The organism is Pseudomonas aestuarii, assembly GCF_027988105.1.
Lineage (GTDB): Bacteria > Pseudomonadota > Gammaproteobacteria > Pseudomonadales > Pseudomonadaceae > Aquipseudomonas > Aquipseudomonas aestuarii.
In genome coordinates, this window is sequence record NZ_JAQJZJ010000002.1 from 481,748 (window position 1) to 503,101 (window position 21,354).

Below are 21,354 nucleotides of genomic sequence, written 5' to 3' on the forward strand. Positions count from 1 at the left end.
GAAGGGATTGTCCTGCAGGCGCCTGAGATCGGCGCACATTTATCTAAAGGTATTGAGCAGGGTATCGAACAAAGAGCGCGCAACTTGAATGACTTGCGCCGATGCATTGTAGTACTGCTCGAATTTGATCAGGTTGGCGGCCTCTTCGTCGAGGTTGACCGCCGACAGCGAGTCGCGGTTGTTGGTCGCTTGCTTGAGGATGGCGCCGGTGGCTTCGCTGTCCTGTCGGGCTTGCGCGGTCAGGGTGCCGACTCGCTCGACCAGATCACCATAGCCATCGGTGAAGCTGACGCCGGTACTGATGCCCACTGAGCGATCCACGCCTACGGTCTGCTTGTTCTGCAGATCGACCAATTTCAGGGCGTTGCGGTTGTCCGATACGCCATTGGCATTGAATCCCATACTGAAACTATCGCCATTTTCCGGGCGACCGCTGAAACTCTGGCTGATCGTGTAGGACTGCACAACGCCCCCGACATCGACCTCGACGACATAACTGAGCTGATTGCTTTGCCCAGGCGTGATGCCCATAGCCTGCACTTGAGGCGCGGGCAACGCGGGCAGCGCAGGCGAAGTAATGGTCACCCCAGCCGGCAATGGGCTGCTGAATTGCAGGCGATTATTGGCCGCATCGAACGTCAGCCCAATCGAATTGATCGCCTTGAGATTGGCTAACTCCATTGGGTCGAAAGAGTTGGTTATCTCTGGCTGACCGATCACCGCATTACCGCGGTTCTGTAAATTGGCCTCCGAGCGCAAGGGCGCAGCAAACGCCAACTGATCGGGCTGATCCAACTGGGCACTGATGGTCGTGGCGCCCCGCCGGGTCGGTTGCAGGAGGAACTTGTCCGCCGCCGCCGGAGCGGAATCGAGAGCCAGCTCGAAGCCCTGGTCGCGACCAGCCGCATCGGTAAAGGTCAGAGTCGCCGGATAAGCGCCAGGCGGGTTCGGACTCACGGTCATCGCCGCGCCATCGCTCAGGCGCCGCGCCTGGAAGGTTGGCGGCACTGTTGTGTCTTTGAGTTCCAGGCGATAGTCGCTGGTGGTGAGCACGCTGGTGTCGGTGATATTCAGCGCCGGCTGGACGTTACTGGTATTGCTTGAGAACGCCCGCACCCGCAACTGGGCCAGCGCCGTATCGTTGTAATCACCGAACAGCGCCGTGCCCACCTGGCCCTTCAGGTCCAGGCCCTGACCGAGCTGGGTGTTGACCTGGTCACTGACCGCCAGGGCCAGTCGCCCCAGCGAATTGAGGGTTGGGTCCAGGGTCTCGGCGCGGTAGCGGATCAGCCCGCCCAGCTCGCCACCGGTGATCAACGACGTGATGCCTTGACGCGAGCCGCCGCTGACGAAGCTCACCTCGAAACGGGTCGGATCGCCCTGCCCTGGCCCGACTTCCAGGCGGCTGGTGGTGCTGCCCACTACCAGCGGCTGGCCGGAGCCGACGAACAGGTTGAGCGTGTTGTCGTCCTGCGCCACCACGGTCACGCCGACGTAAGTGGAGAGCTGGCGGATCGCCTCTTCGCGCGCATCGAGCAGGTCGTTGGGCTGCTGGCCGTTGGCCGCAGCCTTGGCGATGGCATCGTTGTAGCTGGCGATCGAGGTGGCCAGGCGATTGACCTGATCGCTGACGGCCACCATCTGCTTGTTGATGAACTCGTTCTGCTCGGTGATCCGGTCGGACACCGTGTTGAAGCGCCTGGCCAGGCCTTCCGCCTCGGACAGCACCAGTTGCCGCGCCGGGATATTGGCCGGGTCTTCGGCGGCCGTCTGCAGGGACGAGAAAAATTTCTGCAGCGAGGGCGTGATGCCGGTGGTGGTGCCAGCCAACAGCGAGTCGAGCTGTTCGATCTGGCTTCTATACGCCTCGACATCGGAGCTGAGCGCGGTACTGCTGCGCACCTGGGTGGTCAGAAATTCACTGTAAGTACGACGGATATCCACCAGGGTGGTGCCCGAGCCTATATAGCCGGCGCCGCTGAACTGCGGGTTACGCGTGGCCTGCACCGCATCCTGGCGAGAAAAGCCTGGGGTGTTGACGTTGGTGATGTTGTGGCCCGTGACTGACAGCGACGTCTTGTTCGCCGACAACCCGGACAGGCCAATACTCAGTAAGTCAGCCATGGCTCAATTCACCCCTGGGTCAGCGCGGTGTCGCTGGACGCGATCGTTTGGTAGGTCGACATCTGCCGGGCGATCTGCGCCACCTTGCGTGCGTACTGCGGGTCGGTGGCGTAACCGGCCTTCTGCAGCTCGCGGGCGAATTGCTCAGGGTTCTGCGTGGCATCGAGGGCTTTCTCGTAGCGGCCGTTACTTTGCAGAAAGCTCACATAATCATCAAAGCTGTGGGCGTAGGACTCATAGGAGCGGAAGGACGCAGCCTCTTTGACGGCCTTACCGCCCTTGTATTCGGTGGTCAGCACCCGCGCCGACTCGCCATCCCAGCTGTTGTGGCTCTTGATACCGAACAGGTTGTGGCTGCTGCTGCCGTCCTGCTGGCGAATGATCGACTTGCCCCAACCGGTTTCCAGAGCAGCCTGGGCCACCAGATAGCGCGCATCGACGCCGATTTTCTCGGCGGCCTGCTCGGCCATCGGCAGCATCGCGGCGATGAACTCGTCCTTCGAGGCGAAGGCTGTCTTGCCCGGCGCCAGGGCCAGACGACGACCGCTGATGGCATCCGCGCCGTTCAGGCTTAGGGCCTTGTCGGCGGGAGCGGCAAACGCCTTGGCCGGAATCCAGTCGTTCTGCGCCAGCGGTTGTGCAGCTACCGCGCCAGCCGTTGGCACGATGCCCGCCATCATCCGGTCGCTCAGCCTGCCCGGCAGCGACAGACGCCGCTGGTTGAGCAAGGATGAATCGTCGCGGCTGCTGTCGACCCTGGCCAATGGCTTGCTCGGCGCACTCGGCACCGGCTGATCGACCTGGGCGAAAGGATTGGGCCGACTGCCGGCGTCCTTGAGCTGCGACATCTGCCGCACCAGCACGTCGGCCAGGCCGATGCCGTTCTGGTTGTTCGACAGGGTCACCGACAATTGCTGGTCGTGCATGTCTTGGTAGGTCTTGCTCTCGTTGCTGTTCATGAAATTGCCTTCGGCGAACACTTCGTTGGCCGAACGCATGGCTTTGAGCATTTCATTGAGAAACAGCGATTCGAACTCTTGCGCCACCTTGCGAATGTTCTTTTCGCTGTCACCACCGAGCTTGAACTGGTTGAGGCGGTTCAGGTCGGTGAAAGCGCCGCTGTCCAGCGGGCTGTTGGTGTTGACGCTGCCGAGCAAACCGGCCGAGAGTCGAGAATCCATAACCTATACCTCAAATGACAATCAGGTCGGCCTGCAAGGCGCCGGCTTGCTTGAGCGCCTCCAGGATGGCCATCAGGTCGGAGGGCGATGCGCCCACCTGGTTAACCGCCCGGACGATTTCATCCAGGGTGGTTCCGGGGCCGAATTTGAACATCGGCTTGGCTTCCTGCTGGGCACCCACCCGCGAGCGTGGCACTACCGCGGTCTGCCCACCGGATAAGGCTTCCGGCTGACTGACGATAGGGTCTTCGGTAATGGTTACCGTAAGGCTGCCGTGGGTGACGGCGGCCGGCTGCACGCGCACGTTCTGGCCAATGACGATGGTGCCGGTGCGTGAATTGATGATGATCTTGGCCACTGCCTGGCCGACTTCCACTTCGAGGTTTTCCAGGATCGACAGGTAATCCACGCGCTGATTCGCATCCAGCGGCGCACTGACGCGGATCGAACCGCCGTCGAGCGCCTGGGCGACGCCGGGGCCCAGCAGGTCGTTGATCTGGTCGACGATATTCTTTGCGGTGGTGTAGTCCGGGCGATTGAGGTTGAGCGTCAGGGTATTGCCCTGATTGAAACCGCTGGGCACCGAGCGCTCGACCGATGCGCCGCCTGGAATACGCCCCGCCGAGGGTACATTGACGGTAATCCGCGAACCGTCGCCGCCTTCGGCATCGAAACCGCCGACGACCAAATTGCCCTGGGCAATGGCGTAGACATTACCGTCGATACCCTTGAGCGGCGCCATCAACAAGCTGCCACCGCGCAGGCTCTTGGCGTTGCCGATAGAGGAAACGGTGATATCGATGGTCTGCCCCGGCCTGGCGAACGCGGGCAAGTCGGCATGGATGGACACCGCCGCGACGTTCTTCAGCTGGACGTTGCCACCTTGCGGCACCTTGATGCCGAACTGCGCCATCATGTTGTTGAAGGTCTGCACGGTGAAGGGCGTCTGGGTGGTCTGGTCGCCACTGCCATTGAGGCCGACCACCAGGCCGTAACCGATCAGCTGGTTACTGCGCACGCCCTGGATGCTGGCCAGGTCCTTGAGCCGCTCAGCTTGCGCGACAGGTGTCAGCAGCAAGGCGGCCAAGATAATCATCCACTTCGACATACTCATGTTTTCCAGCCTCAAAACGGCCACAGCGGGCTGATGAAGAACCGATCGAGCCAACCCGGCTGACTGGCTTCGGCGAAGGAGCCGGTACCGGAATACGTGATGCGGGCGTCGGCGATACGGGTCGAGGCCACCGTGTTGTCCGTGGAGATATCGTCGGCGCGAACCAGGCCGGCAATGCGCACCAGCTCATCGCCGGTGTTGAGGGTCATCCACTTCTCGCCACGTACGGCCAGAATCCCATTAGGCAGCACCTCGGCCACGGTGACCGTGATCGAACCACTCAGGCTGTTGCTCTGTGCCGCCTTGCTGCTGCCCTGGGTGTCGCGGCTAGCGTTGTATTCGGCACCGAGCGACAACTTATTGTCGGAGAACGGATTGGCCGCCGATACCGCGCCACCGAACAGCGAGGTCAGGCCGATGTCGGCACTGCTGTCCTTCTGGATCTGCGAGCCGGCATTCTTGCTGGCCTGGGTGCGCTCGTTGAGGGTGATGGTGATGATGTCGCCGACGCGATAGGCCTTGCGGTCACCGAACAGGTTGTTCTCGAAGCCGGCCTGATAGATCGAGCCATTGTTCTGCTCCGCCGGTAACGGCGTGCGCGGCAGGACCGGCGCGTAGTACGGGTCGTTGGGCTTCGCTGGCGGTGAGACGCAGCCACCCAGAAGCGCAAGACCCAGCATCGAGAGCACTATTACCAGCCGGTTCATAACCACTACCTCACCGCGTTTTATATCGAGCCAGGACCGGGCTGTCGCCCAGCATCAGGCGTTAAAGATTCTGCGAAACGAAGGCCAGCATCTGATCAGCGGTGGAGATGACTTTCGAGTTCATCTCGTAGGCGCGCTGGGTGGTGATCATGTTCACCAACTCCTCGACCACGCTGACGTTGGAGTTTTCCAGGGTGTTCTGCAGGGTGGTGCCCAGGCCATTGAGGCCCGGCGTGCCGACCTGCGGTGCCCCGCTGGCGGCGGTTTCCAGGAACAGGTTGTTGCCGATCGCTTCCAGGCCGGCCGGATTGATGAAGTCGGCGGTCTGCAAATTGCCGACGATCTGCGGCTGCGGACTGCCGTCGGTGGTCACCGAAACCGTACCGTCTTCGCCAACGGTGAAGGTGCGCACTTCGTTGGGCAGAACGATCGCCGGCTCCAGGGCATAACCGTTGGAGGTGACAACCTGGCCGTCCGAATTGAGGTGAAAGCTGCCGTCACGGGTATAGGACACCGTGCCATCGGGCATCAACACCTGGAAGAAACCGCGACCGTTGACCGCCATGTCCAGCGGCTGCTCGGTGGTTTGCAGGCTGCCGGCGGTGAAGATCTTCTGCGTGCCGACCACCCGCACACCGGTACCCAGCTGCAAACCGGACGGCAGCTGGCTGTCCTGGCTGGACTGGCCACCTGGCTGGCGACGGATCTGATACAGCAGATCCTCGAACTCGGCCCGGTCGCGCTTGAAGCCCGTGGTCGAGACGTTGGCCAGGTTGTTGGAAATGGTGGTCAGGTTCATGTCCTGAGCGGACAGACCGGTCTTGCTGACCCACAGTGCCGGAAGCATATACATTCTCCTCGAGCGCCATTATCAAGGCGCTGCGTGCTGGTAATTAGCTAATTTGCAAAACCCGCGCCACAGCGGCCGCATTGTCTTCGGCGGTGCGCATCATCTTGACTTGCAGTTCGAACTGGCGGGACAGCGAGAGGATGGCCGTCATCTCTTCCACCGCATTGACGTTGCTCGACTCGAGAAAGCCGGAGGTCACCTGCACCGCGGCATCCGCCTGCACCGGCCCGGTCCCCTTGAAGCGAATCAGGCCGTCGCTGCCCTTCTCCATCTGCTTGAGATCGGGATTGACCAGCTTCAGCCGGTCGACCTCGGCCAGCACGCTGGGGCCTTCGCCGAGGGCGCGAATGCTGATGGTGCCGTCCTGGCCGATCTCGATTTTCTGCTCCGGCGGCACGGCAATCGGCCCACTGTTGCCCATCACCGGCAAACCGTTGCCGGTACGCAACACCCCCAGAGCGTCAATATTCAGGCTGGCAGTGCGCACATAAGCCTCGCTGCCGTCGGCGGCCTGCACGGCCAGCCAACCGCGCCCGCCAATCGCCACATCCAGGTCGCGACCGGTTTCCTGCATTGAGCCTGGGGTGAAATCGGTACCGGGGCGCTCGGTCATGGCATAGACCCGCGCCGGCAGCGTGTCGCCAAAGACCTGCATCGAGCGCGCCTGCTCGAAGTCGCGGCGAAAGCCGTTGGTCGAGATATTCGCCAGGTTGTTGGCGTGGGCACTCTGGGCCAGGCTGTTGTTGTGGGCTCCAGTCATGGAGACGTACAGCATCTTGTCCATGGTTATCCTCCGAGTTGGGCGTGACGCCCGCTGCTCTATACAAGGTAATTGAGCAAACGTCGTGCCACCCTCCTGGAATAACCTGCAAGATATTGAAATATATGAGCATTTAAAATACAGAAAGGCTCCGCGAGGAGCCTTTCGTGATTGAGTCGGCGGATTATTGCCGCCAGCGGCAAAGCCGTTGCCTGCCGTGAAGAGACGCTGCCGTCGACCCAATCAGGTGGATTAAGCAGCGATCCGCATGAACGCCGATGGCTATCGCTGCGCTCAAGCCTACGCGGCCCGCCACATCCTACAAAAGCCCTGATCACGCTGATGGAGCGGTGAACCGTAGGATGGCGTTGAGCGCAGCGATACCCATCAATCGGTGGCGTCAATCGATGGCACCCTACTACCGCGCCTTATCAGCGCAGGTTGATGATGGTCTGGGTAATCGAGCTTTCGGTCTCGATGGTCTTGGCGTTGGCCTGGTAGTTGCGCTGGGCGACGATCAGGTTGACAAGTTGATCGGACAGTTCGACGTTGGAGTCTTCCAGGGCACCGGACTGCAAGGCGCCCAGGGTACCGCTGCGCGGCGTACCGACCACCGGCTCACCCGAGGCAAAGGACTGCACCCAGGCGGTCTTGCCTACCGGAGTCAGGCCCTGCACATTGGCGAAGCTGGCCAGGATCACCTGTCCTTGCACATTGGATTGACCGTTGGTGTAGCGGGCGAAGATCACTCCGGTGTCGTCGATCTCAAGACCCGCCAGTTGCCCGGTGGTGTAGCCGTCCTGACTGACGCTGTTGACTGCAAAGGAACTGGAGAACTGGGTGGAATTGCGCATATCGACCAGAATGCCGGTGGGGCTGGCATTCGCGCCATTGCTCGACCATACCGGCGGTACGCCGCCATCCGACGCTGCGGGTACCCAGCCATTCATGGTAAAGCGCCCGGTGGCATCGACGGTGAAGGCTGCACTGGAGGTCAGGCTACTGGTATCCAGTTGGCCACTGGCAGTAAAGCCGACGGCCATCGAGTAGGGCGTGGTGGATGTCGGCGTAGCCGGATTGCGCCCATCGACCAACACATTCATCTGCCACTCGTTGGCACCGGTCTTGACGAAGTACTGACTGAGTACATGGGCATTGCCCTGGGTGTCGTAGACGTTGGTCGAAGTGGAGGAGTTGTAGGTGGTTGGATCGGCCGGATCGAAGGTGGCGTTGCCCGCCGCCTCGGCAGCGGTGACTTCCGCGGCAGTCGGGTTCAGCGGATCTACGGCACTGGCGATCGATGCGTCGTAAGTGCTCTGCCAGGATGTCGGCACGGTATTGGTCGAGTTCAGGTTGAATGCCTGATCCAGCGTCGTGGTCGCTTTCGGCGCCTGGCTCGCGGTTTCGATGCGCAGATCGCTGATCACGCCATTCTGCAGGTTGCCGTTGCCATCGACGGCATAGCCCTGCAGCTTGAAGCCGAAGTTATTGACCATGAAGCCATCGCGATCGGTCCCAAAATAGCCGGCACGGGTGTAGCTGACCTCGCCGTTGTTGCTGGTCTGAAAGAAACCGTTGCCGTTGATCGCCAGGTCCAGGGCATTTTGCGTGTAGTTGACATTGCCCTGGTTGAACAGCTGCGAGACGTTGCTCAGGAGCACACCGCTACCCACCGCATTCTTGCCGGAGCCGTTCACCGAAGCCGCATAGACATCGGAAAACTCCGCACGCGACTGCTTGAAGCCAGCCGTACCGGCGTTGGCGATGTTGTTGCCGGTCACGTTGAGATCGCTGGTCGCAGCGCGCAGGCCGCTAAGACCGATATTGAACGCCATGGAAGTCTCCTTTGCCGGTTTGGCCGGCGGTTAAAATCCTGAAATTACTCACCGATGACCTGCACCTGGGAGAGCGGCACACTGCCAAGCCCCGCCAGGTTGAGCATCAACTCGCTGCCGCCCAGCACCACACTGTCGACGTTGGCCGGGAGCATGGTGTAAAGCCCCTTGGTCTCGCCTTCATAGGTGGCCTGCGCCTCGAACTTGTAGGTGCCGGGCGGCAATACCTTGCCGCTGGCATCTTTGCCGTCCCAGATGAAGCTGACGTTGCCGGCGGCCTGTTCGCCCATGTTGATCCGGCTCACCACCGTGCCCGCGTTGTCGTAGACGTTGACGTAGACATTGCTGCTGCTGGTCGGCAGGACCATGCTGGCCTTGAAGCTCTCACTGGTGTCCACCAGCGCCTTGTCGGTCGGGATGATCACCTTGCTGCCGACCAGGGATGAGGCCTGCAGCGCCTGGGACGACTGGTAGCCCGAGAGCAGCGAACCCATGCTGGTGTTGAGTTTCTCGATACCTTCGACCTGGCTGAACTGCGCCAACTGGGCGATGAACTCGCCGTTGCCCTGGGGCTCCAGGGGATTCTGGTTGTTCAGTTGCGCCACCAGCAAGTTGAGAAATTCGTTCTTGCCCAGTTCTTTATTGGCCGAGGTGTCACTCTTGATCTGGTATTGGTCGAGTGCCGAACTGACGCCATTTACAGTGCTCATGCCTTATCCCCTTCCTGCGGTTTACTGACCCAGGGTCAGTACGCGCTGCAACATTTGTTTGGCCGTGTTCATCATCTCGACGTTGGTCTGGAACGCCCGGCTGGCGGAAATCATGTCGGCCATTTCCTCGACCACATTGACATTGGGGTAGTACACATAGCCGCCCTCATCCGCCGCCGGATGGTTCGGCTCGTAGCGAGGTTTCAGACTGCTCTGATCCTCGACGATACCCAGCACCTGCACGCCGCTGCCGGCCTGGTCCTGCTCGGCGAACAACGAGCCACTGCCACTGCCATCGCCCATGGACTGCTGGAACATGGTGGCAAATACCGGATGGCGTGCGCGATAGGTCTGATCGACGCTCGACGACACCGACTCGGCGTTGGCGATGTTGCTGGAAATGGTATTCAGACGAGTGCTCTGGGCACTCATGCCGGTTCCGGCGATATTGAAAACACTGGCGAGTGACATGGCATCAGGCTCCTTTAATCGCCGCGCAGGGCGCTGACCAGCCCTTTGAATTTGCTGTTTAGAAAGGTGAAACTGGCTTGGAAGTTCACCGCATTTTCCGCGTAAGTGGTCTGCTCGACCTGCACATCAACGGTGTTCTGATCGATCGATGGATGCGAGGGGATGCGGTAGGCCAAGTTGGCACTGCCCATGGCCATGCCCTCGGCGGCAATGTGCCGACTGTTGGTGCGGGCCAGACCGGCCGAACCACGCGGGGCACTGGCACTCTGCTCGGCCAGCACCGTAGCGAAATCCAGATCACGCGCCTTGTAGTTGGGCGTATCGGCGTTGGCGATGTTATTGGCCAACACCTCGGCACGATCGGCGCGAAAGCTGAGTGCCCGCTCGTGGATGCCTAGTGCGCTGTCGAAGCTGATGCTCATGGTCAGGAACCTTTGCCGTTGGGCTTGCCTGTTTTGCGTACAAGACATTTAGCAAAGGTCGTGCCATTTAATTTACCCCTTATATTTCAACAACTTATTAAATATTTAAGCTGCCTTGATCGGTCAAGCGGCAAGACTTTTCCGCCTCATGGCAAACAATTCGACAGGCCGGTCAAGGTTTTGCCGCTGCGCATGGTCACAGCCGATCGTGTGCTTCGTTCAACCACGAACCATGAGTCACCAACGGAAGCGGCGCCATATACGGATAAGCCAGGGCGCAATTTAGACCGGCGGGGGGGGGGGGGGACGCCTGCGGCGAGGACAATCGGCGAAATTGACACCCAAGCAGTAAACAAAAACGGGAGGCCACTGGCCTCCCGCTTCTATATCAGTGCACGCCTGTGCAACCGGCTCACTTCACCTTGTAGATGATCCCCGGACTGCATTGCACCATCTGATAACGATCCGGCAGTCCGTTGAGCGCCTCAGACGCGCCCAGGAACAAGTAGCCACCCGGCTTCAACATGGCATGAATACGCGTGAGGATGTCTTTCTTCATGTCGGCGGAAAAATAGATCAGCACGTTGCGGCAAAACACGATGTCGAACTTGCCCAGGCTGGCATAACTGTCCATCAGATTGAGCGGACGAAACTCGACGCGACTCTTGATCGCCGGTTTGACCACCCACCGCCCAGGCGTTTTCGGATCGAAATAGCGCTGCAAGCGCTCTTGCGACAGGCCACGCCCCATTGCCAGGCTGTCGTATTCACCGGATTTGCAATTAGCCAACATCGACGGCGACAGATCGGTGGCAACAATCTGCACGCCTGCCTTGAGCTGGCCGATATTGGTTTTCTCAAACTCGTCGATGCTCATCGACAGGGAGTAAGGCTCCTGCCCCGAAGAACAGGCCGCAGACCAAATGCGCAGACGCTGGCCTGGAGCCGCCTTGATCATTTCGGGCAAGACCCGCTTCTTCAGTACCTCGAAGGGATAGGTGTCACGAAACCACAGCGTTTCATTGGTGGTCATGGCATCCACTACCTGCTCACGCAAACCGCTACGCGGCTGGCTTTGCATACGCTGCACCAACTCCCCCAGGGTCTTGATCCCGTGTTGCTCCTGCAACTTGTTCAATCGGCTGGATACCAGATACTGCTTATTGCTACCCAGCAAAATGCCACAGGCCTTTTCCAGGAACGTCCGGAACTGCTCAAAATCCAAATTACCTGAAGACACTAGCCAGGCCTCGCCAATCAAAGTATTGCACTGAAAGATGCACCCGCTGCCCTATCTTCAGACCTAAGCAGAACTGCTGCATTCGGAGATATGGCGATTAAAACAGGCTCAACAACTCATTTACGCGTGAAAAAGCCAAGCCCGGCAGCGGGAACAGCCTGCGGTTCTGCGTGCGCGAGACACCCCCCTGCAGGCGTTCGCCCAGCGTTCACTCGGTCCGATCGACCTCATTGATGCGTGCAACCACCCGCGATGCCAGGTCATCAGGACGAAACTTGGCAAGAAAGTCATTGGCACCAACCTTCTTTACCATGGCCTGATTGAACACCCCGGAAAGTGAAGTATGCAGGAGGATGTGCAACTTCTGCATACGCACATCGCTGCGGATCTCTGCGGTCAGGGTATAGCCGTCCATTTCCGGCATCTCGATGTCGGAAATCAGCATCAGCAGTTCTTCATCGACATGCCTGCCCTCCTCCGCCATGTTGCGCAGATACTCCAGAGCTTGCCGGCCATCGTTCAGCGCCGTGACCTCCACCCCAACGGTTTGCAGACAGCGAGTCACCTGCTTGCGAGCCACCGATGAGTCATCGACGATCAGTACACGCTTGCTGAGCGCCTTGCTTTGGGTTTGGGCATCAACAACGCCGACAGAAATCACCTCGGAGGTTGGGGCCACTTCGGCGAGGATTTTCTCCACGTCGAGGATCTCCACCAACTCCTTGTCCAGGCGGGTCACCGCAGTGAGGTAGTGATCACGCCCTGCCCCCTTGGGTGGTGGATGGATCTCCTCCCAGTTCATGTTGACAATGCGCTCGACCGAATGCACCAGAAAGCCCTGAACCTTGGTGTTGTATTCGGTGATGATGACGAAGCTGTTCTTCAGATCCTCCAGCGGCGGCCGCCCGGTAGCCATGGACAGATCGAGAATAGGGATGGTGCCCCCCCGAATACTCGCCACCCCCCGCACGACCGGGCTGGACTTAGGCATGATGGTGAGCTTGGGGCATTGCAGCACCTCCTTCACCTTGAATACGTTGATGCCATAAAGCTGGCCGCCATCGAGACGAAACAGCAGCAGTTCCAAACGATTCTGCCCAACCAACTGCGTGCGCTGGTTAACCGAATCCATTACACCGGCCATGCCCCAACCCCTGTATTTGAGTAGCGCACATTGTGCTTAGCGTAGCAGGCGGCACGCGCCTTGCTAATCACTCTGCATGAACGCAGAAACGACAACTTTTCGACACTTCTACCGGAGCAGGTATCGATACCTGCCGGCAAAAGGCCGCCATTGGCTGGCAGTTTTACCTGCTTTGCTCGCGCTCGGCTACAGCTCCGTGGCACCCGCCGCGACAACCTTGCCTGAACAGCTTATCGGCGCAACCCAGGATTTTCTTGAGCTGACAGTGGTCGACTACCTGCAGCGCAGCGACATTCAAGGGCGACATGAGGTTGAAATCAACCGTATAGACCCACGCTTACGCCTGCCCCTGTGTGACAAGGAATTGGCGATTAGCCTGGAAAGCCCTGCCCAGCCCATCGGACGCGTCACCCTGCGGGTACGCTGTGATGGCAGTTCACCCTGGACGGTTTTCGTTCCCGGCGAGGTCAGGCTCTACCGCGACGTGGTGACCGCCATCCGCCCACTCAAGCGCGAGGCCGTCCTGACAGATATGGACGTGAGCCTGGCGGAGCGCGAAGTCGGTCTACTCAACCAAGGTTATCTGACCAGCCTCAGGCAAGCTGTCGGCAAAAAACTGACGCGCCCAATGCAAACCGATCAGGTAGTGGCGCCGGTGAATGTCGAGCAAGCCGAGGCCATTCGCAAAGGCGACCAGGTGGTGATCAGCGCACGCAGCGGCAGCATGAGCGTGCGCACGCCAGGAGAAGCCCTATCCGACGGGGTCATCGGCAAACAGATCAATGTGCGCAACCAACGCTCGAAACGTATAGTCAAGGCGCGGGTAATAGGACCCGGTCAAGTTGAAGTAGCCATGTAGGCACGATTCTCGCGTCTTCCAGAACGGCTCTAGTCACAGGGGTTGTGCTGACGATTTTTCACACAGCGTTTAAACTGTTGCTTGAAACACCGCTTTTTTCTCTAAAGTTATGCCCGGGACGGCCGAGAAACTAGGCAAGCGTCCCAATACTGTTCGAGGTTTTTCATCATGGTCATCGACTTCAACCGGCTAAACAATGCCGCCACTCCTGCCAATTCAGGGCGCGTGGGCGGTGCTCAGTCTGGTGGCCGGAATGAAGCCATCAGCGACAAATCGACCACCCCCTCAGCAGCTCAGACCCAGCCGGCGGACGCCAGCAAGAGTGGCGAGTCGGTGCAATTCAGTCGCGAAGCACAACAGCTGCAAAAGATCAGCGAAAAACTGGCTGAACAGCCCACCGTCAATAAAGAGCGCGTTGCCCAGCTCAAACAAGCGATCCTTGACGGCAGTTACCAAGTCGACAGCCAGCGCGTTGCCAGCAAACTGCTTGACTTCGAATCCCAGCGCTAGTCCCAGGGCAGCGCCGGGATGTTAGGCTTACAGCGCAGTGACGCTGCTACGGCCCGTAAACATCTGAGAGCCTGCGATGCACGATACGACCCTGCTTAAGCTGTTCAACGACGATATCGACTGCGCCGAGCAACTGCTCGAACTGATCGATAACGAATTCCAGGCCCTCGGCGAGCGCGACCTGGTTCGTTTGCAAAGCATTCTGGAAAATAAGCAACCACTGCTGGCGCTGCTCGATCAGCACGGTCAGGCGCGCAGCCAGCTGCTGCTCAGCCTGCAGTTGAGCGCCGACAACGCGGGACTGCAAGCCCTTGCTGAACGCTCTAGCCAAGGCGCTGAACTACTTGAGCGCGGCGACCAACTGCACGCACTGCTCGAACGCTGCCAAGCCGCCAATCTACGCAACGGCCGCTTGATTCGCTCCAGCCAGGTATCGACAAGCAGCATCCTCGGCATTCTCCGGGGCGGCGAACCCCCCAGCCTCTATGACAGCCGCGGCAGTACCGCTAGAATCGGCCAGCAGCGCCCGCTCAGTCAGGCCTGACCAACTATTATAAGACACAGGAAAAATGCTGGCATAATGACAGCATTCTAGTGTCACTGTATCTGCCTGGAGAGTTCTGGACCGTGTCCAATCCCTTTATCGAGGACGATGGCCCACAACCACCGATGGTTCTCAAAGCCCCCGTGGAAATCGTGGCCAATCTGCGTCAACTGCAACAGCACCACGACCCGCTGGTTATCACCTTCCACGAGCGCAACCAACGCTTCCAGAGCTACCTGATCGAAGTCGATCGCGACAATAATCGCCTGATTCTCGATGAAATGATCCCCAATGATGCCGAGCGCTTTCTGCAGAATGGCGAGCCTTTTCGCATCGAAGCCTTCCATGAAGGCGTGCGCGTAGCCTGGGAGTGCCTGCAGCCGGTACAGATAGACCAGCACCAGGGGGCACGCTGCTACATCAGCCCGATGCCTGAAGAAGTGCATTACCACCAGCGACGCAATGCATACAGAGCGCCGCTCAAGCAAACCGAACAGATCAAGATCGAACTGGCCGGGGCCAAGTTGCGCACCCCTCTAACGGGACTACTGCTGGATATTTCCGCCACAGGTTGCAAAGTACGCTTGCCGGGCAATGTCGCCAGCAGCCTGCACTCCGGCCAGGTCTATGAACGCTTTACCGCGCAACTGCCCTTCGGCGCCATGACCACTGCCGTGGAACTGCGCCATGTGCAGTATGAAGAGAAACTCGACACGACTTTTGCCGGTGTGCGCTTTCATCGCATGAGCGGTCTTGAGCAACGCCAGGTTGAACGTTTCGTCTACCAAGTGCAGCGCGAGGCACGTCGTTTCGACAGCGATGGTTTGTTCTAACAGCCTGCAGGGCAAGCGCAACTGAGCCGCAGGTTGTGCCGAGAAACGAACTGCCAGGCTTAGCGGAACTCGATCTGCGCGGCCCGGCCGGTGAGGCTCGGACCAAGCAAAAAATCCGCTAAGCCCGGAAAGGTTGCCAAGATCTTATCGGGAATTACCCACCATCTTTGCCGACGCCTCGTCACGCGACAAACCCCAGGTCGCCGGGTTCGCGCTCAAAACCACTGCTACCAATGACCAAGCTGAGCAGAAAGTCGTCGGCAAGCGATCAGAGGTCGACCCGAATGCCCAGCGTTGCCAGGCGCGGCAGGTCTTCCGGGCGATCGACATCCCACAACGCCGGCAATAACTGATGGTGCCAGTCCAACTGCTGCAGGCGCTCGCAGGTCATACTCAAGACCTGGTCAGTTCCCCAGGGCATGGCTTGGAACAGCAAGGGATCGACGCGGCGCAAGCCGAGCAGGACATAACCTCCATCCTCGGCCGGCCCCAGCACTACTGGCTGTCCGTGCAATGCCTCACAAGCACCGCTGAGGTATTCGCCATCCAGCGCCGGGCAATCGTTGCCGATCAAGACCACGGCATCGCTTCCCGCCAGCCCCAAGGTCGCAATGCGTCGCATGCGCTCACCCAGGTCGCCAGCGGGCTGCTCAACCAGCGTCCAGTTCAACTGATCGGCGAGCACCTGCAGCTGTGCATCCGGGCTGTCGTCAAGCCACAAGAAACGCTGACTGAAACCTTCCGACGGAAGCCGCAAGGCTCGCTCGAGCAATAACCGCTGCAGGTCACACGCGCCCTCTTCACCCAGAACAGGGATCAGCCGGGTTTTCACCCGCCCAGGCACAGGCGCACGCGCCAGCATGTGCAAAGAGATAGACAGATTCATAGCGGTGGCCCTCGGTGATACTGCCGCGCCAACTGATCCGGGCTGGCGCCACAATAGTAGGCCAGCCGCAAACGCCACATGAACAACACAGTACGCCAAATGCCATCGCGCTCCCAGCGTCTGCTTGAAGTTGTCAGCGGAGGACGCAGGCAACGCGGTCGTGCGCGTTTTTTCAGGCGTCCACAGAGCTCGATGTCTTCCATCAAGGGGATATCTGCGTAGCCACCGAGCGCCTCAAACGATTCGCGGGCGACGAAGATTCCCTGGTCGCCCGTTGCCACACCGGTCAACCGCGAGCGTAGATTGATCATCGTACCGATCAAACGCAGAGCCAGACCACTGCCCGACAAACGCACATCGAACCGCCCCCAGATCGGCCGCTCGGCCAACACGGCAAGCAAGCGCTGGATGGACGCAGCACCGACCCGGGTATCGGCATGCACGAACCACAGATAATCCCCCCCCGCGGCCGCGGCGCCGGCATTCAGTTGCAGGGCGCGCCCCGCGCTCGTCTCGAGCACCTTATCGGCCTGCGCAGCCGCCAACGTGTTTGTCGCGTCACTGCTGCCGCCATCCACCACAATCAGCTCCGCTCCAGCCGCGCGCAACGGTGCCAAATCCGCCAGCAGCAAGGGTAGGGCCACTGCCTCATTGCGAGCCGGGATGATCACGCTGAGCAAAGGCGTCACGGCCGCGGCATCTGCTCAGGCGGATCGACGGGCTCAACCGCTCCGGCAGCAGCCATATCGGCGGCATTACCATCGAGCATCTGATCCTGCACGACCTGCTCGTCGACTCGCGGGTCGAGGGCCGCAACCAAGGGGGAACTGCTCATGTTGCTCGGCATTGGGATGTGATGCAGCGGAGCATCATCGACCTGATGCAGGTGAGTGATATTGGCCGGACGCACCCGCCAGACCAGGATCAAAGCCGAGCAACAGACGAAGGCATAGAGCATGTTGGCGCCCAGAAAGCGCATCAGCACACCAGCCAGCAGCGGGCCGATACTGGCTCCGACACCGAAGGTGACCAGCAGCATGGCGGTCAATGAGACGCGCCGTTCGCCCTCGACGTGGTCATTGGCAAAAGCCACTGCCAGGGGGTAGAGACTGAACTGCAACAAGCCGACGATGAACCCGACGCCGAGCAATACCCACAAACCGGCCGCGGGCATCAACGCCAATGGCAGCGCCGCCAAGATCAACAATGCCGCACAGTTACGGATCAACTTGGCCCGATCATAACGATCCGACAACCAGCCGAGCGGCCACTGCACCAGCAGGCCGGCAAAAATGCAGCTGCCCATGAACATACCGATCTGCTCGGTCGACAAGCCCATACGAGCCGCATACAGAGGAGCCAAACCGTAGAATGCGCCGACAATGAGACCAGCCACGCCAATGGTGATCAGCGACAAGGGCACCCGCTTGATGAAGAAGTGCAGCTCCAGCGGCGCTGGATGCATGGGCGCCGGATGCAGCCGATGAGTCAATGCCACCGGCACCAGGCACAGGGCAAAGCACAACGCCACCAGCATCAGCAACTCGAGCCCAAGGGCCGGATGCGTCACCAACGCCAACTGACCGAGAATCAACCCCAGGTAGGAGGCGGCCATATACCCGGAGAACACTTGGCCGCGTTGGCTGGTTTCCGCCTGCTCGTTGAGCCAGCTCTCGATCACCATGTATTGGCACATCATGGCCAGGCCTACCAGCAATCGCAGTAGCAACCAGGCCGGCAACCAGTCGGTCAGGCCGTGGCCCAGCACCGCTGCAGTGACAACCCCGGCACAGGCGACATAAGCGCGAATGTGCCCGACCCGGCCGATCAGCCGGTGCCCCAGCTTGCCGCCCAGTACCAGCCCGAGATAGTTGGCCGCCATCAGGGCACCCACCCATAGACCATCCACCGTATCCGCCAGACGCAGAGCCAGGTAGGTACTCAACAAACCCGATCCCAGAAACATCAGCAGGGTGGCGAAATACAGTGAACGGAAAGACCTAAAGATAATGCGCATGACTCTGTGAATGACTCCTTGATTGACGACTGAACCGCTCAATACAAGCGGCGCGGCCGCGATGGCCGCAATAAACAAATGCACAAATGGATAAATGAGTGAAGCATAAAGCACAGGGGTGAAGCCGAAGCGTACTGCACGTTAGCATGCGCTTGGCCCGCATCAATGGATCAGCCATAGGCCGGGCCGGATCGCATAACCTGAGTCGTGTGGCGGCGGAGCCCAAAAACTGCCACCTGTTATGCAGGGCCGGCGAGAATATGACGCTCCCAGGGCGTGATTTCGTCGAGGTAACTGCTCAACTCCATGGTTTTGCTGGCGATGTAGCCTTCGATGAATTCCGTGCCGAACAGTTCTACGGCCAATCGACTGTTTTTCAGACGCTCGATGGCCGCATGCAGGGTACAGGGCAGGGTTAATTTATTCGGCACCTCGAATTCGCCCTGAATCGGCGCGCTCGGCTGCAACTGCTGTTCAAGACCGTACAGGCCGGCAGCCAGACTGGCCGCCAGCGCCAGATAGGGGTTGGCATCAGCGCCTGGCAGGCGATTTTCCACTCGCCGTGCCTCCGGCGTACTGGCCGGAATGCGCAGGCCCGCGGCGCGATTGTCTTGCGACCAGCAGGCATTGTTCGGCGACGCAAAGGGATGACAGAGCCGCTGATAGGAGTTCACGTAGGGGGCGAACAGCAGGGTGAAGTCCGCAAGAGCTGCTTGCTGACCAGCGATGAAGTGATAAAAGGCTGGCGTCGCCTGGCCATCCTCAGCGCTGAAAATATTACTGCCGCTCCCCTGCTCGACCACGCTCTGGTGGATGTGCATGGAACTGCCGGGGGTATGCGCCAATGGCTTGGCCATGCACACCACGGTCAGCCCATGCTTGAGTGCGACCTCCTTGAGCAGGTGCTTGAACAAGAAAGTTTGGTCGGCCAGCAACAAAGGGTCGCCATGCAGCAGATTGATCTCGAACTGACTGACACCCATCTCATGCATAACGGTATCGCGCGGCAACCCTAGCGCGGCCATGCACCGATACACCTCGCTGAAGAACGGCCGCAGACCATTGTTCGAGCTGACGCCGAAGGCACTGCCACCATGCTCGCGCCGTCCATCCAGACCTGCCGGCGGCTGAAACGCTCGCTGTGGGTCGGGGTTCGGCGCAAATACGAAGAACTCCAACTCGGTAGCCACTACCGGCTGCCAACCATGAGCGGCATAGTTCTCCACCACCCGCTTTAGCAAGCCGCGGGTGGACAGCCCTGAACTGCGGCCATCCAGCTCATCCGCATCACAGATGGCCAGGGCGCAGGGCGTATCGCTCCAGGGCAGGCGATGGATCTGGGTCGGAACGGCATTCAGCGCCAGATCGCCATCATCGCCACCGTAAAACCGTGGCGCAGGGTAGCCGCCCATGATGCATTGCAAGAGCACCCCACGAGCCATCTGCAAGCGCCGGCCTTCGAGGAAACCTTCAGCGGTCATCACCTTGCCGCGCGGCACGCCATTGAGGTCCGGGGTCACGCATGCGACTTCATCGACGCCGCGCAATAGTTCTTCCAGTGCAGTGCGACTCGCGGTGGTCATCTGTTCCTATCCTTGCGTGCAGAACCGTCGTGAAACAGCGGGGCGTACAAAATACGCATCGCCCGTTCATAATTTCAAGCAGCCCCTCACCTGTCATTCCGTACAAAGCACGCCCACAGACAAAACATCTAATATTTCGATAATATAAATCAATAGAATATCACCCAAACAAGCCCGCACAAGAACCCGACAAAACCCATAGAACGACCTGAATAGAGAGCCTGGCGACTACTATCGACAGCGCTGATTATTACCATGCTTGAACTGCACTTCTTCATCTATTTTTCATCAGTAATATGGGCCCCGTAGCCACTTACCGCCCCCACGAGGAGCCTGAAGATGAAAAAGCAAATCCTTACCAGCCTGATCCTGGCCAGCTTGTCCGTTAGCGCCTTCGCCCTGCCACAGAGCGCTCCGCACTCCCAGATCGACGGCAGCAACGCTGACATGACTATCGTCGAGGACGGCTTCGAGCGGACTGGCAGCAATCGCGTCGCTGAAGACGGCTTCGAGCGGACTGGCAGTAATCGCGTCGCGGAAGACGGCTTCGACCGGACTGGCAGCAATCGCATCGCGGAAGACGGCTTCGACCGGACTGGCAGCAATCGCGTCGCGGAAGACGGCTTCGACCGGACTGGCAGCAATCGCATCGCGGAAGACGGCTTCGACCGGACTGGCAGCAATCGCATCGCGGAAGACGGCTTCGACCGGACTGGCAGCAATCGCATCGCAGAAGACGGCTTCGACCGGACTGGCAGCAATCGCATCGCAGAAGACGGCTTCGACCGGACCGGGGTCAACCGCTTAGGCTAAGGACCACACGCTGAACGGGCCGACCATCTCCGCCCGCGCAAGCAAGAAACCAAAGGCGCCCTACCCTGGCGCCTTTGCTGTTTATAGTCTCCCCCGACTGCCTACTCCAGGCGCGCCAGACGTTGTTCCAATTCTGCGACTCGTGCTTCCAGGGCATCCAGGCGACTCTCCTCGTAGGCACTGACAGCCGGGCGTTCGGCGTGGCTCGCACGGGCGTCCATGATGGCCTGGAGATCGCCGGGATCACCCAGCAGGTGCATATAACGGTCCTCGCGCTGCCCGGTCTGGCGCGGCAATTGGCAGAGCAAACCACGGGTAATCAAGCGCTCCAGATTGTGCTGTAACTGCTCGGCATCCTCGAAGGCATACATGCGGCTGCTGCGCGTCAGCAACTCGTTGACCGTTTGCGGCCCACGCAACAGCAGCAGGCCGATCAAGACGACCTGGGCCGCCACCAATTCCAATGCCTTCTCCGTGCGATGCTCCCAGCGATCGGCGCGACTGCCCATCACCAGACGCGCCAAGCCTCGCCCCTCCAGACTGCGCAAACTCTGGCCGACCTGGCCGGAGGTGAGGTTCATCAAGGGTTCGCGACTGGTCTTCTGGTTACAGGCCAGCACCACGGCATTCAGGGTCAACGGATAGGCCTCGGGCGTGGTGGCCTGCTTCTCGATCAGGCAGCCGAGAATACGGGCCTCGATGGCGCTCAGGGGCGCGTCGCTGAAGACACTCGGGTTGTCGCTGGTCATGG

The 21,354-nt window shown here is 59.9% G+C and carries 22 protein-coding genes; 5 read left to right on the forward strand and 17 right to left on the reverse strand.

The window, feature by feature from the left end; translation table 11 throughout:
* Window positions 1-39: 39 nt before the first annotated feature.
* From flgK to PH586_RS06190, 12 genes are all read right to left on the reverse strand, one after another.
* Entirely contained in the window at window positions 40-2,124 is a 2,085-nt protein-coding gene (gene flgK / locus PH586_RS06135; protein WP_271346882.1) for a flagellar hook-associated protein FlgK, read from the reverse strand.
* An 8-nt stretch (window positions 2,125-2,132) separates the two neighbouring features.
* Window positions 2,133-3,305 (reverse strand): flagellar assembly peptidoglycan hydrolase FlgJ, encoded by a 1,173-nt coding sequence (gene flgJ, locus PH586_RS06140; RefSeq protein WP_271346883.1) that lies wholly within the window; start codon window positions 3,303-3,305, stop codon window positions 2,133-2,135.
* Window positions 3,306-3,315: 10 nt separating this feature from the next.
* On the reverse strand, window positions 3,316-4,419 hold the full coding sequence (locus PH586_RS06145) for a flagellar basal body P-ring protein FlgI (protein ID WP_271346884.1): 1,104 nt from the start codon (window positions 4,417-4,419) through the stop codon (window positions 3,316-3,318).
* A gap of 11 nt (window positions 4,420-4,430) precedes the next feature.
* Entirely contained in the window at window positions 4,431-5,126 is a 696-nt protein-coding gene (gene flgH, locus PH586_RS06150; protein WP_238041730.1) for a flagellar basal body L-ring protein FlgH, read from the reverse strand.
* 61 nt (window positions 5,127-5,187) lie between these two features.
* The gene (gene flgG, locus PH586_RS06155) at window positions 5,188-5,973 is read right to left on the reverse strand and encodes a flagellar basal-body rod protein FlgG (protein ID WP_079201391.1); all 786 of its coding nucleotides are present in this window, start codon (window positions 5,971-5,973) and stop codon (window positions 5,188-5,190) included.
* 46 nt (window positions 5,974-6,019) lie between these two features.
* On the reverse strand, window positions 6,020-6,760 hold the full coding sequence (locus tag PH586_RS06160; protein ID WP_271346885.1) for a flagellar basal body rod protein FlgF: 741 nt from the start codon (window positions 6,758-6,760) through the stop codon (window positions 6,020-6,022).
* A gap of 407 nt (window positions 6,761-7,167) precedes the next feature.
* Window positions 7,168-8,571 (reverse strand): flagellar hook protein FlgE, encoded by a 1,404-nt coding sequence (locus tag PH586_RS06165; RefSeq protein ID WP_271346886.1) that lies wholly within the window; start codon window positions 8,569-8,571, stop codon window positions 7,168-7,170.
* A 44-nt stretch (window positions 8,572-8,615) separates the two neighbouring features.
* Entirely contained in the window at window positions 8,616-9,281 is a 666-nt protein-coding gene (flgD, locus tag PH586_RS06170) for a flagellar hook assembly protein FlgD (protein WP_271346887.1), read from the reverse strand.
* A 21-nt stretch (window positions 9,282-9,302) separates the two neighbouring features.
* Window positions 9,303-9,752, reverse strand: a complete 450-nt coding sequence (gene flgC, locus PH586_RS06175; protein ID WP_271346888.1) for a flagellar basal body rod protein FlgC — start codon at window positions 9,750-9,752, stop codon at window positions 9,303-9,305.
* A 14-nt stretch (window positions 9,753-9,766) separates the two neighbouring features.
* Window positions 9,767-10,174 (reverse strand): flagellar basal body rod protein FlgB, encoded by a 408-nt coding sequence (flgB, locus tag PH586_RS06180; RefSeq protein ID WP_271346889.1) that lies wholly within the window; start codon window positions 10,172-10,174, stop codon window positions 9,767-9,769.
* A 412-nt stretch (window positions 10,175-10,586) separates the two neighbouring features.
* Window positions 10,587-11,414, reverse strand: a complete 828-nt coding sequence (cheR, locus tag PH586_RS06185; RefSeq protein ID WP_271347059.1) for a protein-glutamate O-methyltransferase CheR — start codon at window positions 11,412-11,414, stop codon at window positions 10,587-10,589.
* 208 nt (window positions 11,415-11,622) lie between these two features.
* Window positions 11,623-12,558 (reverse strand): chemotaxis protein CheV, encoded by a 936-nt coding sequence (locus PH586_RS06190; protein ID WP_271346890.1) that lies wholly within the window; start codon window positions 12,556-12,558, stop codon window positions 11,623-11,625.
* A 76-nt stretch (window positions 12,559-12,634) separates the two neighbouring features.
* Here PH586_RS06190 and flgA point away from each other — a divergent pair, with 76 nt between their 5' ends.
* The 4 genes from flgA to PH586_RS06210 all read left to right on the forward strand — a co-directional run bounded on the left by flgA (window position 12,635) and on the right by PH586_RS06210 (window position 15,304).
* A complete protein-coding gene (gene flgA, locus PH586_RS06195; protein ID WP_271346891.1) occupies window positions 12,635-13,417 on the forward strand; it encodes a flagellar basal body P-ring formation chaperone FlgA in 783 nt (260 codons plus the stop codon).
* 168 nt (window positions 13,418-13,585) lie between these two features.
* Complete coding sequence (flgM, locus tag PH586_RS06200; protein WP_271346892.1) at window positions 13,586-13,927, forward strand: flagellar biosynthesis anti-sigma factor FlgM; 342 nt, start codon at window positions 13,586-13,588, stop codon at window positions 13,925-13,927.
* A 76-nt stretch (window positions 13,928-14,003) separates the two neighbouring features.
* A complete protein-coding gene (locus PH586_RS06205; protein ID WP_271346893.1) occupies window positions 14,004-14,471 on the forward strand; it encodes a flagella synthesis protein FlgN in 468 nt (155 codons plus the stop codon).
* 125 nt (window positions 14,472-14,596) lie between these two features.
* Entirely contained in the window at window positions 14,597-15,304 is a 708-nt protein-coding gene (locus tag PH586_RS06210; protein ID WP_271347060.1) for a flagellar brake protein, read from the forward strand.
* Window positions 15,305-15,572: 268 nt separating this feature from the next.
* On the opposite strand, the gene PH586_RS06215 is transcribed toward PH586_RS06210, so the two are convergent.
* The 4 genes from PH586_RS06215 to PH586_RS06230 form a co-directional block, all read right to left on the reverse strand.
* Complete coding sequence (locus PH586_RS06215; protein WP_271346894.1) at window positions 15,573-16,190, reverse strand: TIGR04282 family arsenosugar biosynthesis glycosyltransferase; 618 nt, start codon at window positions 16,188-16,190, stop codon at window positions 15,573-15,575.
* A complete protein-coding gene (locus PH586_RS06220; RefSeq protein ID WP_271346895.1) occupies window positions 16,187-16,879 on the reverse strand; it encodes a TIGR04283 family arsenosugar biosynthesis glycosyltransferase in 693 nt (230 codons plus the stop codon). The genes PH586_RS06215 and PH586_RS06220 overlap by 4 nt, the downstream gene beginning before the upstream one ends.
* Window positions 16,876-18,207: an MFS transporter gene (locus PH586_RS06225; RefSeq protein ID WP_271346896.1), complete on the reverse strand. Its 1,332-nt coding sequence runs from the start codon at window positions 18,205-18,207 to the stop codon at window positions 16,876-16,878. The genes PH586_RS06220 and PH586_RS06225 overlap by 4 nt, the downstream gene beginning before the upstream one ends.
* Before the next feature lie 239 nt (window positions 18,208-18,446).
* Window positions 18,447-19,688: a glutamine synthetase family protein gene (locus PH586_RS06230; RefSeq protein ID WP_271347061.1), complete on the reverse strand. Its 1,242-nt coding sequence runs from the start codon at window positions 19,686-19,688 to the stop codon at window positions 18,447-18,449.
* 441 nt (window positions 19,689-20,129) lie between these two features.
* Between PH586_RS06230 and PH586_RS06235 the strand changes: the two genes are divergently transcribed.
* On the forward strand, window positions 20,130-20,603 hold the full coding sequence (locus PH586_RS06235) for a phage infection protein (protein WP_271346897.1): 474 nt from the start codon (window positions 20,130-20,132) through the stop codon (window positions 20,601-20,603).
* A gap of 101 nt (window positions 20,604-20,704) precedes the next feature.
* On the opposite strand, the gene PH586_RS06240 is transcribed toward PH586_RS06235, so the two are convergent.
* Window positions 20,705-21,352 (reverse strand): YceH family protein, encoded by a 648-nt coding sequence (locus PH586_RS06240; protein ID WP_271346898.1) that lies wholly within the window; start codon window positions 21,350-21,352, stop codon window positions 20,705-20,707.
* Window positions 21,353-21,354: the final 2 nt, after the last annotated feature.

Bases quoted from the DNA above. Each gene is read 5' to 3' on its own strand.
- PH586_RS06210 (WP_271347060.1), top strand. From the start codon at position 14,597: ATGGTTCTCAAAGCCCCCGTGGAAATCGTGGCCAATCTGCGTCAACTG.
- PH586_RS06190 (WP_271346890.1), bottom strand. From the start codon at position 12,558: ATGGCCGGTGTAATGGATTCGGTTAACCAGCGCACGCAGTTGGTTGGG.
- PH586_RS06160 (WP_271346885.1), bottom strand. From the start codon at position 6,760: ATGGACAAGATGCTGTACGTCTCCATGACTGGAGCCCACAACAACAGC.
- flgG (WP_079201391.1), bottom strand. From the start codon at position 5,973: ATGCTTCCGGCACTGTGGGTCAGCAAGACCGGTCTGTCCGCTCAGGAC.
- flgJ (WP_271346883.1), bottom strand. From the start codon at position 3,305: ATGGATTCTCGACTCTCGGCCGGTTTGCTCGGCAGCGTCAACACCAAC.
- PH586_RS06145 (WP_271346884.1), bottom strand. From the start codon at position 4,419: ATGAGTATGTCGAAGTGGATGATTATCTTGGCCGCCTTGCTGCTGACA.
- PH586_RS06230 (WP_271347061.1), bottom strand. From the start codon at position 19,688: ATGACCGCTGAAGGTTTCCTCGAAGGCCGGCGCTTGCAGATGGCTCGT.
- PH586_RS06215 (WP_271346894.1), bottom strand. From the start codon at position 16,190: ATGAATCTGTCTATCTCTTTGCACATGCTGGCGCGTGCGCCTGTGCCT.
- flgB (WP_271346889.1), bottom strand. From the start codon at position 10,174: ATGAGCATCAGCTTCGACAGCGCACTAGGCATCCACGAGCGGGCACTC.
- PH586_RS06165 (WP_271346886.1), bottom strand. From the start codon at position 8,571: ATGGCGTTCAATATCGGTCTTAGCGGCCTGCGCGCTGCGACCAGCGAT.
- flgA (WP_271346891.1), top strand. From the start codon at position 12,635: ATGAACGCAGAAACGACAACTTTTCGACACTTCTACCGGAGCAGGTAT.
- flgM (WP_271346892.1), top strand. From the start codon at position 13,586: ATGGTCATCGACTTCAACCGGCTAAACAATGCCGCCACTCCTGCCAAT.
- PH586_RS06240 (WP_271346898.1), bottom strand. From the start codon at position 21,352: ATGACCAGCGACAACCCGAGTGTCTTCAGCGACGCGCCCCTGAGCGCC.
- PH586_RS06225 (WP_271346896.1), bottom strand. From the start codon at position 18,207: ATGCGCATTATCTTTAGGTCTTTCCGTTCACTGTATTTCGCCACCCTG.
- flgC (WP_271346888.1), bottom strand. From the start codon at position 9,752: ATGTCACTCGCCAGTGTTTTCAATATCGCCGGAACCGGCATGAGTGCC.
- flgD (WP_271346887.1), bottom strand. From the start codon at position 9,281: ATGAGCACTGTAAATGGCGTCAGTTCGGCACTCGACCAATACCAGATC.
- flgH (WP_238041730.1), bottom strand. From the start codon at position 5,126: ATGAACCGGCTGGTAATAGTGCTCTCGATGCTGGGTCTTGCGCTTCTG.
- PH586_RS06205 (WP_271346893.1), top strand. From the start codon at position 14,004: ATGCACGATACGACCCTGCTTAAGCTGTTCAACGACGATATCGACTGC.
- flgK (WP_271346882.1), bottom strand. From the start codon at position 2,124: ATGGCTGACTTACTGAGTATTGGCCTGTCCGGGTTGTCGGCGAACAAG.
- PH586_RS06235 (WP_271346897.1), top strand. From the start codon at position 20,130: ATGAAAAAGCAAATCCTTACCAGCCTGATCCTGGCCAGCTTGTCCGTT.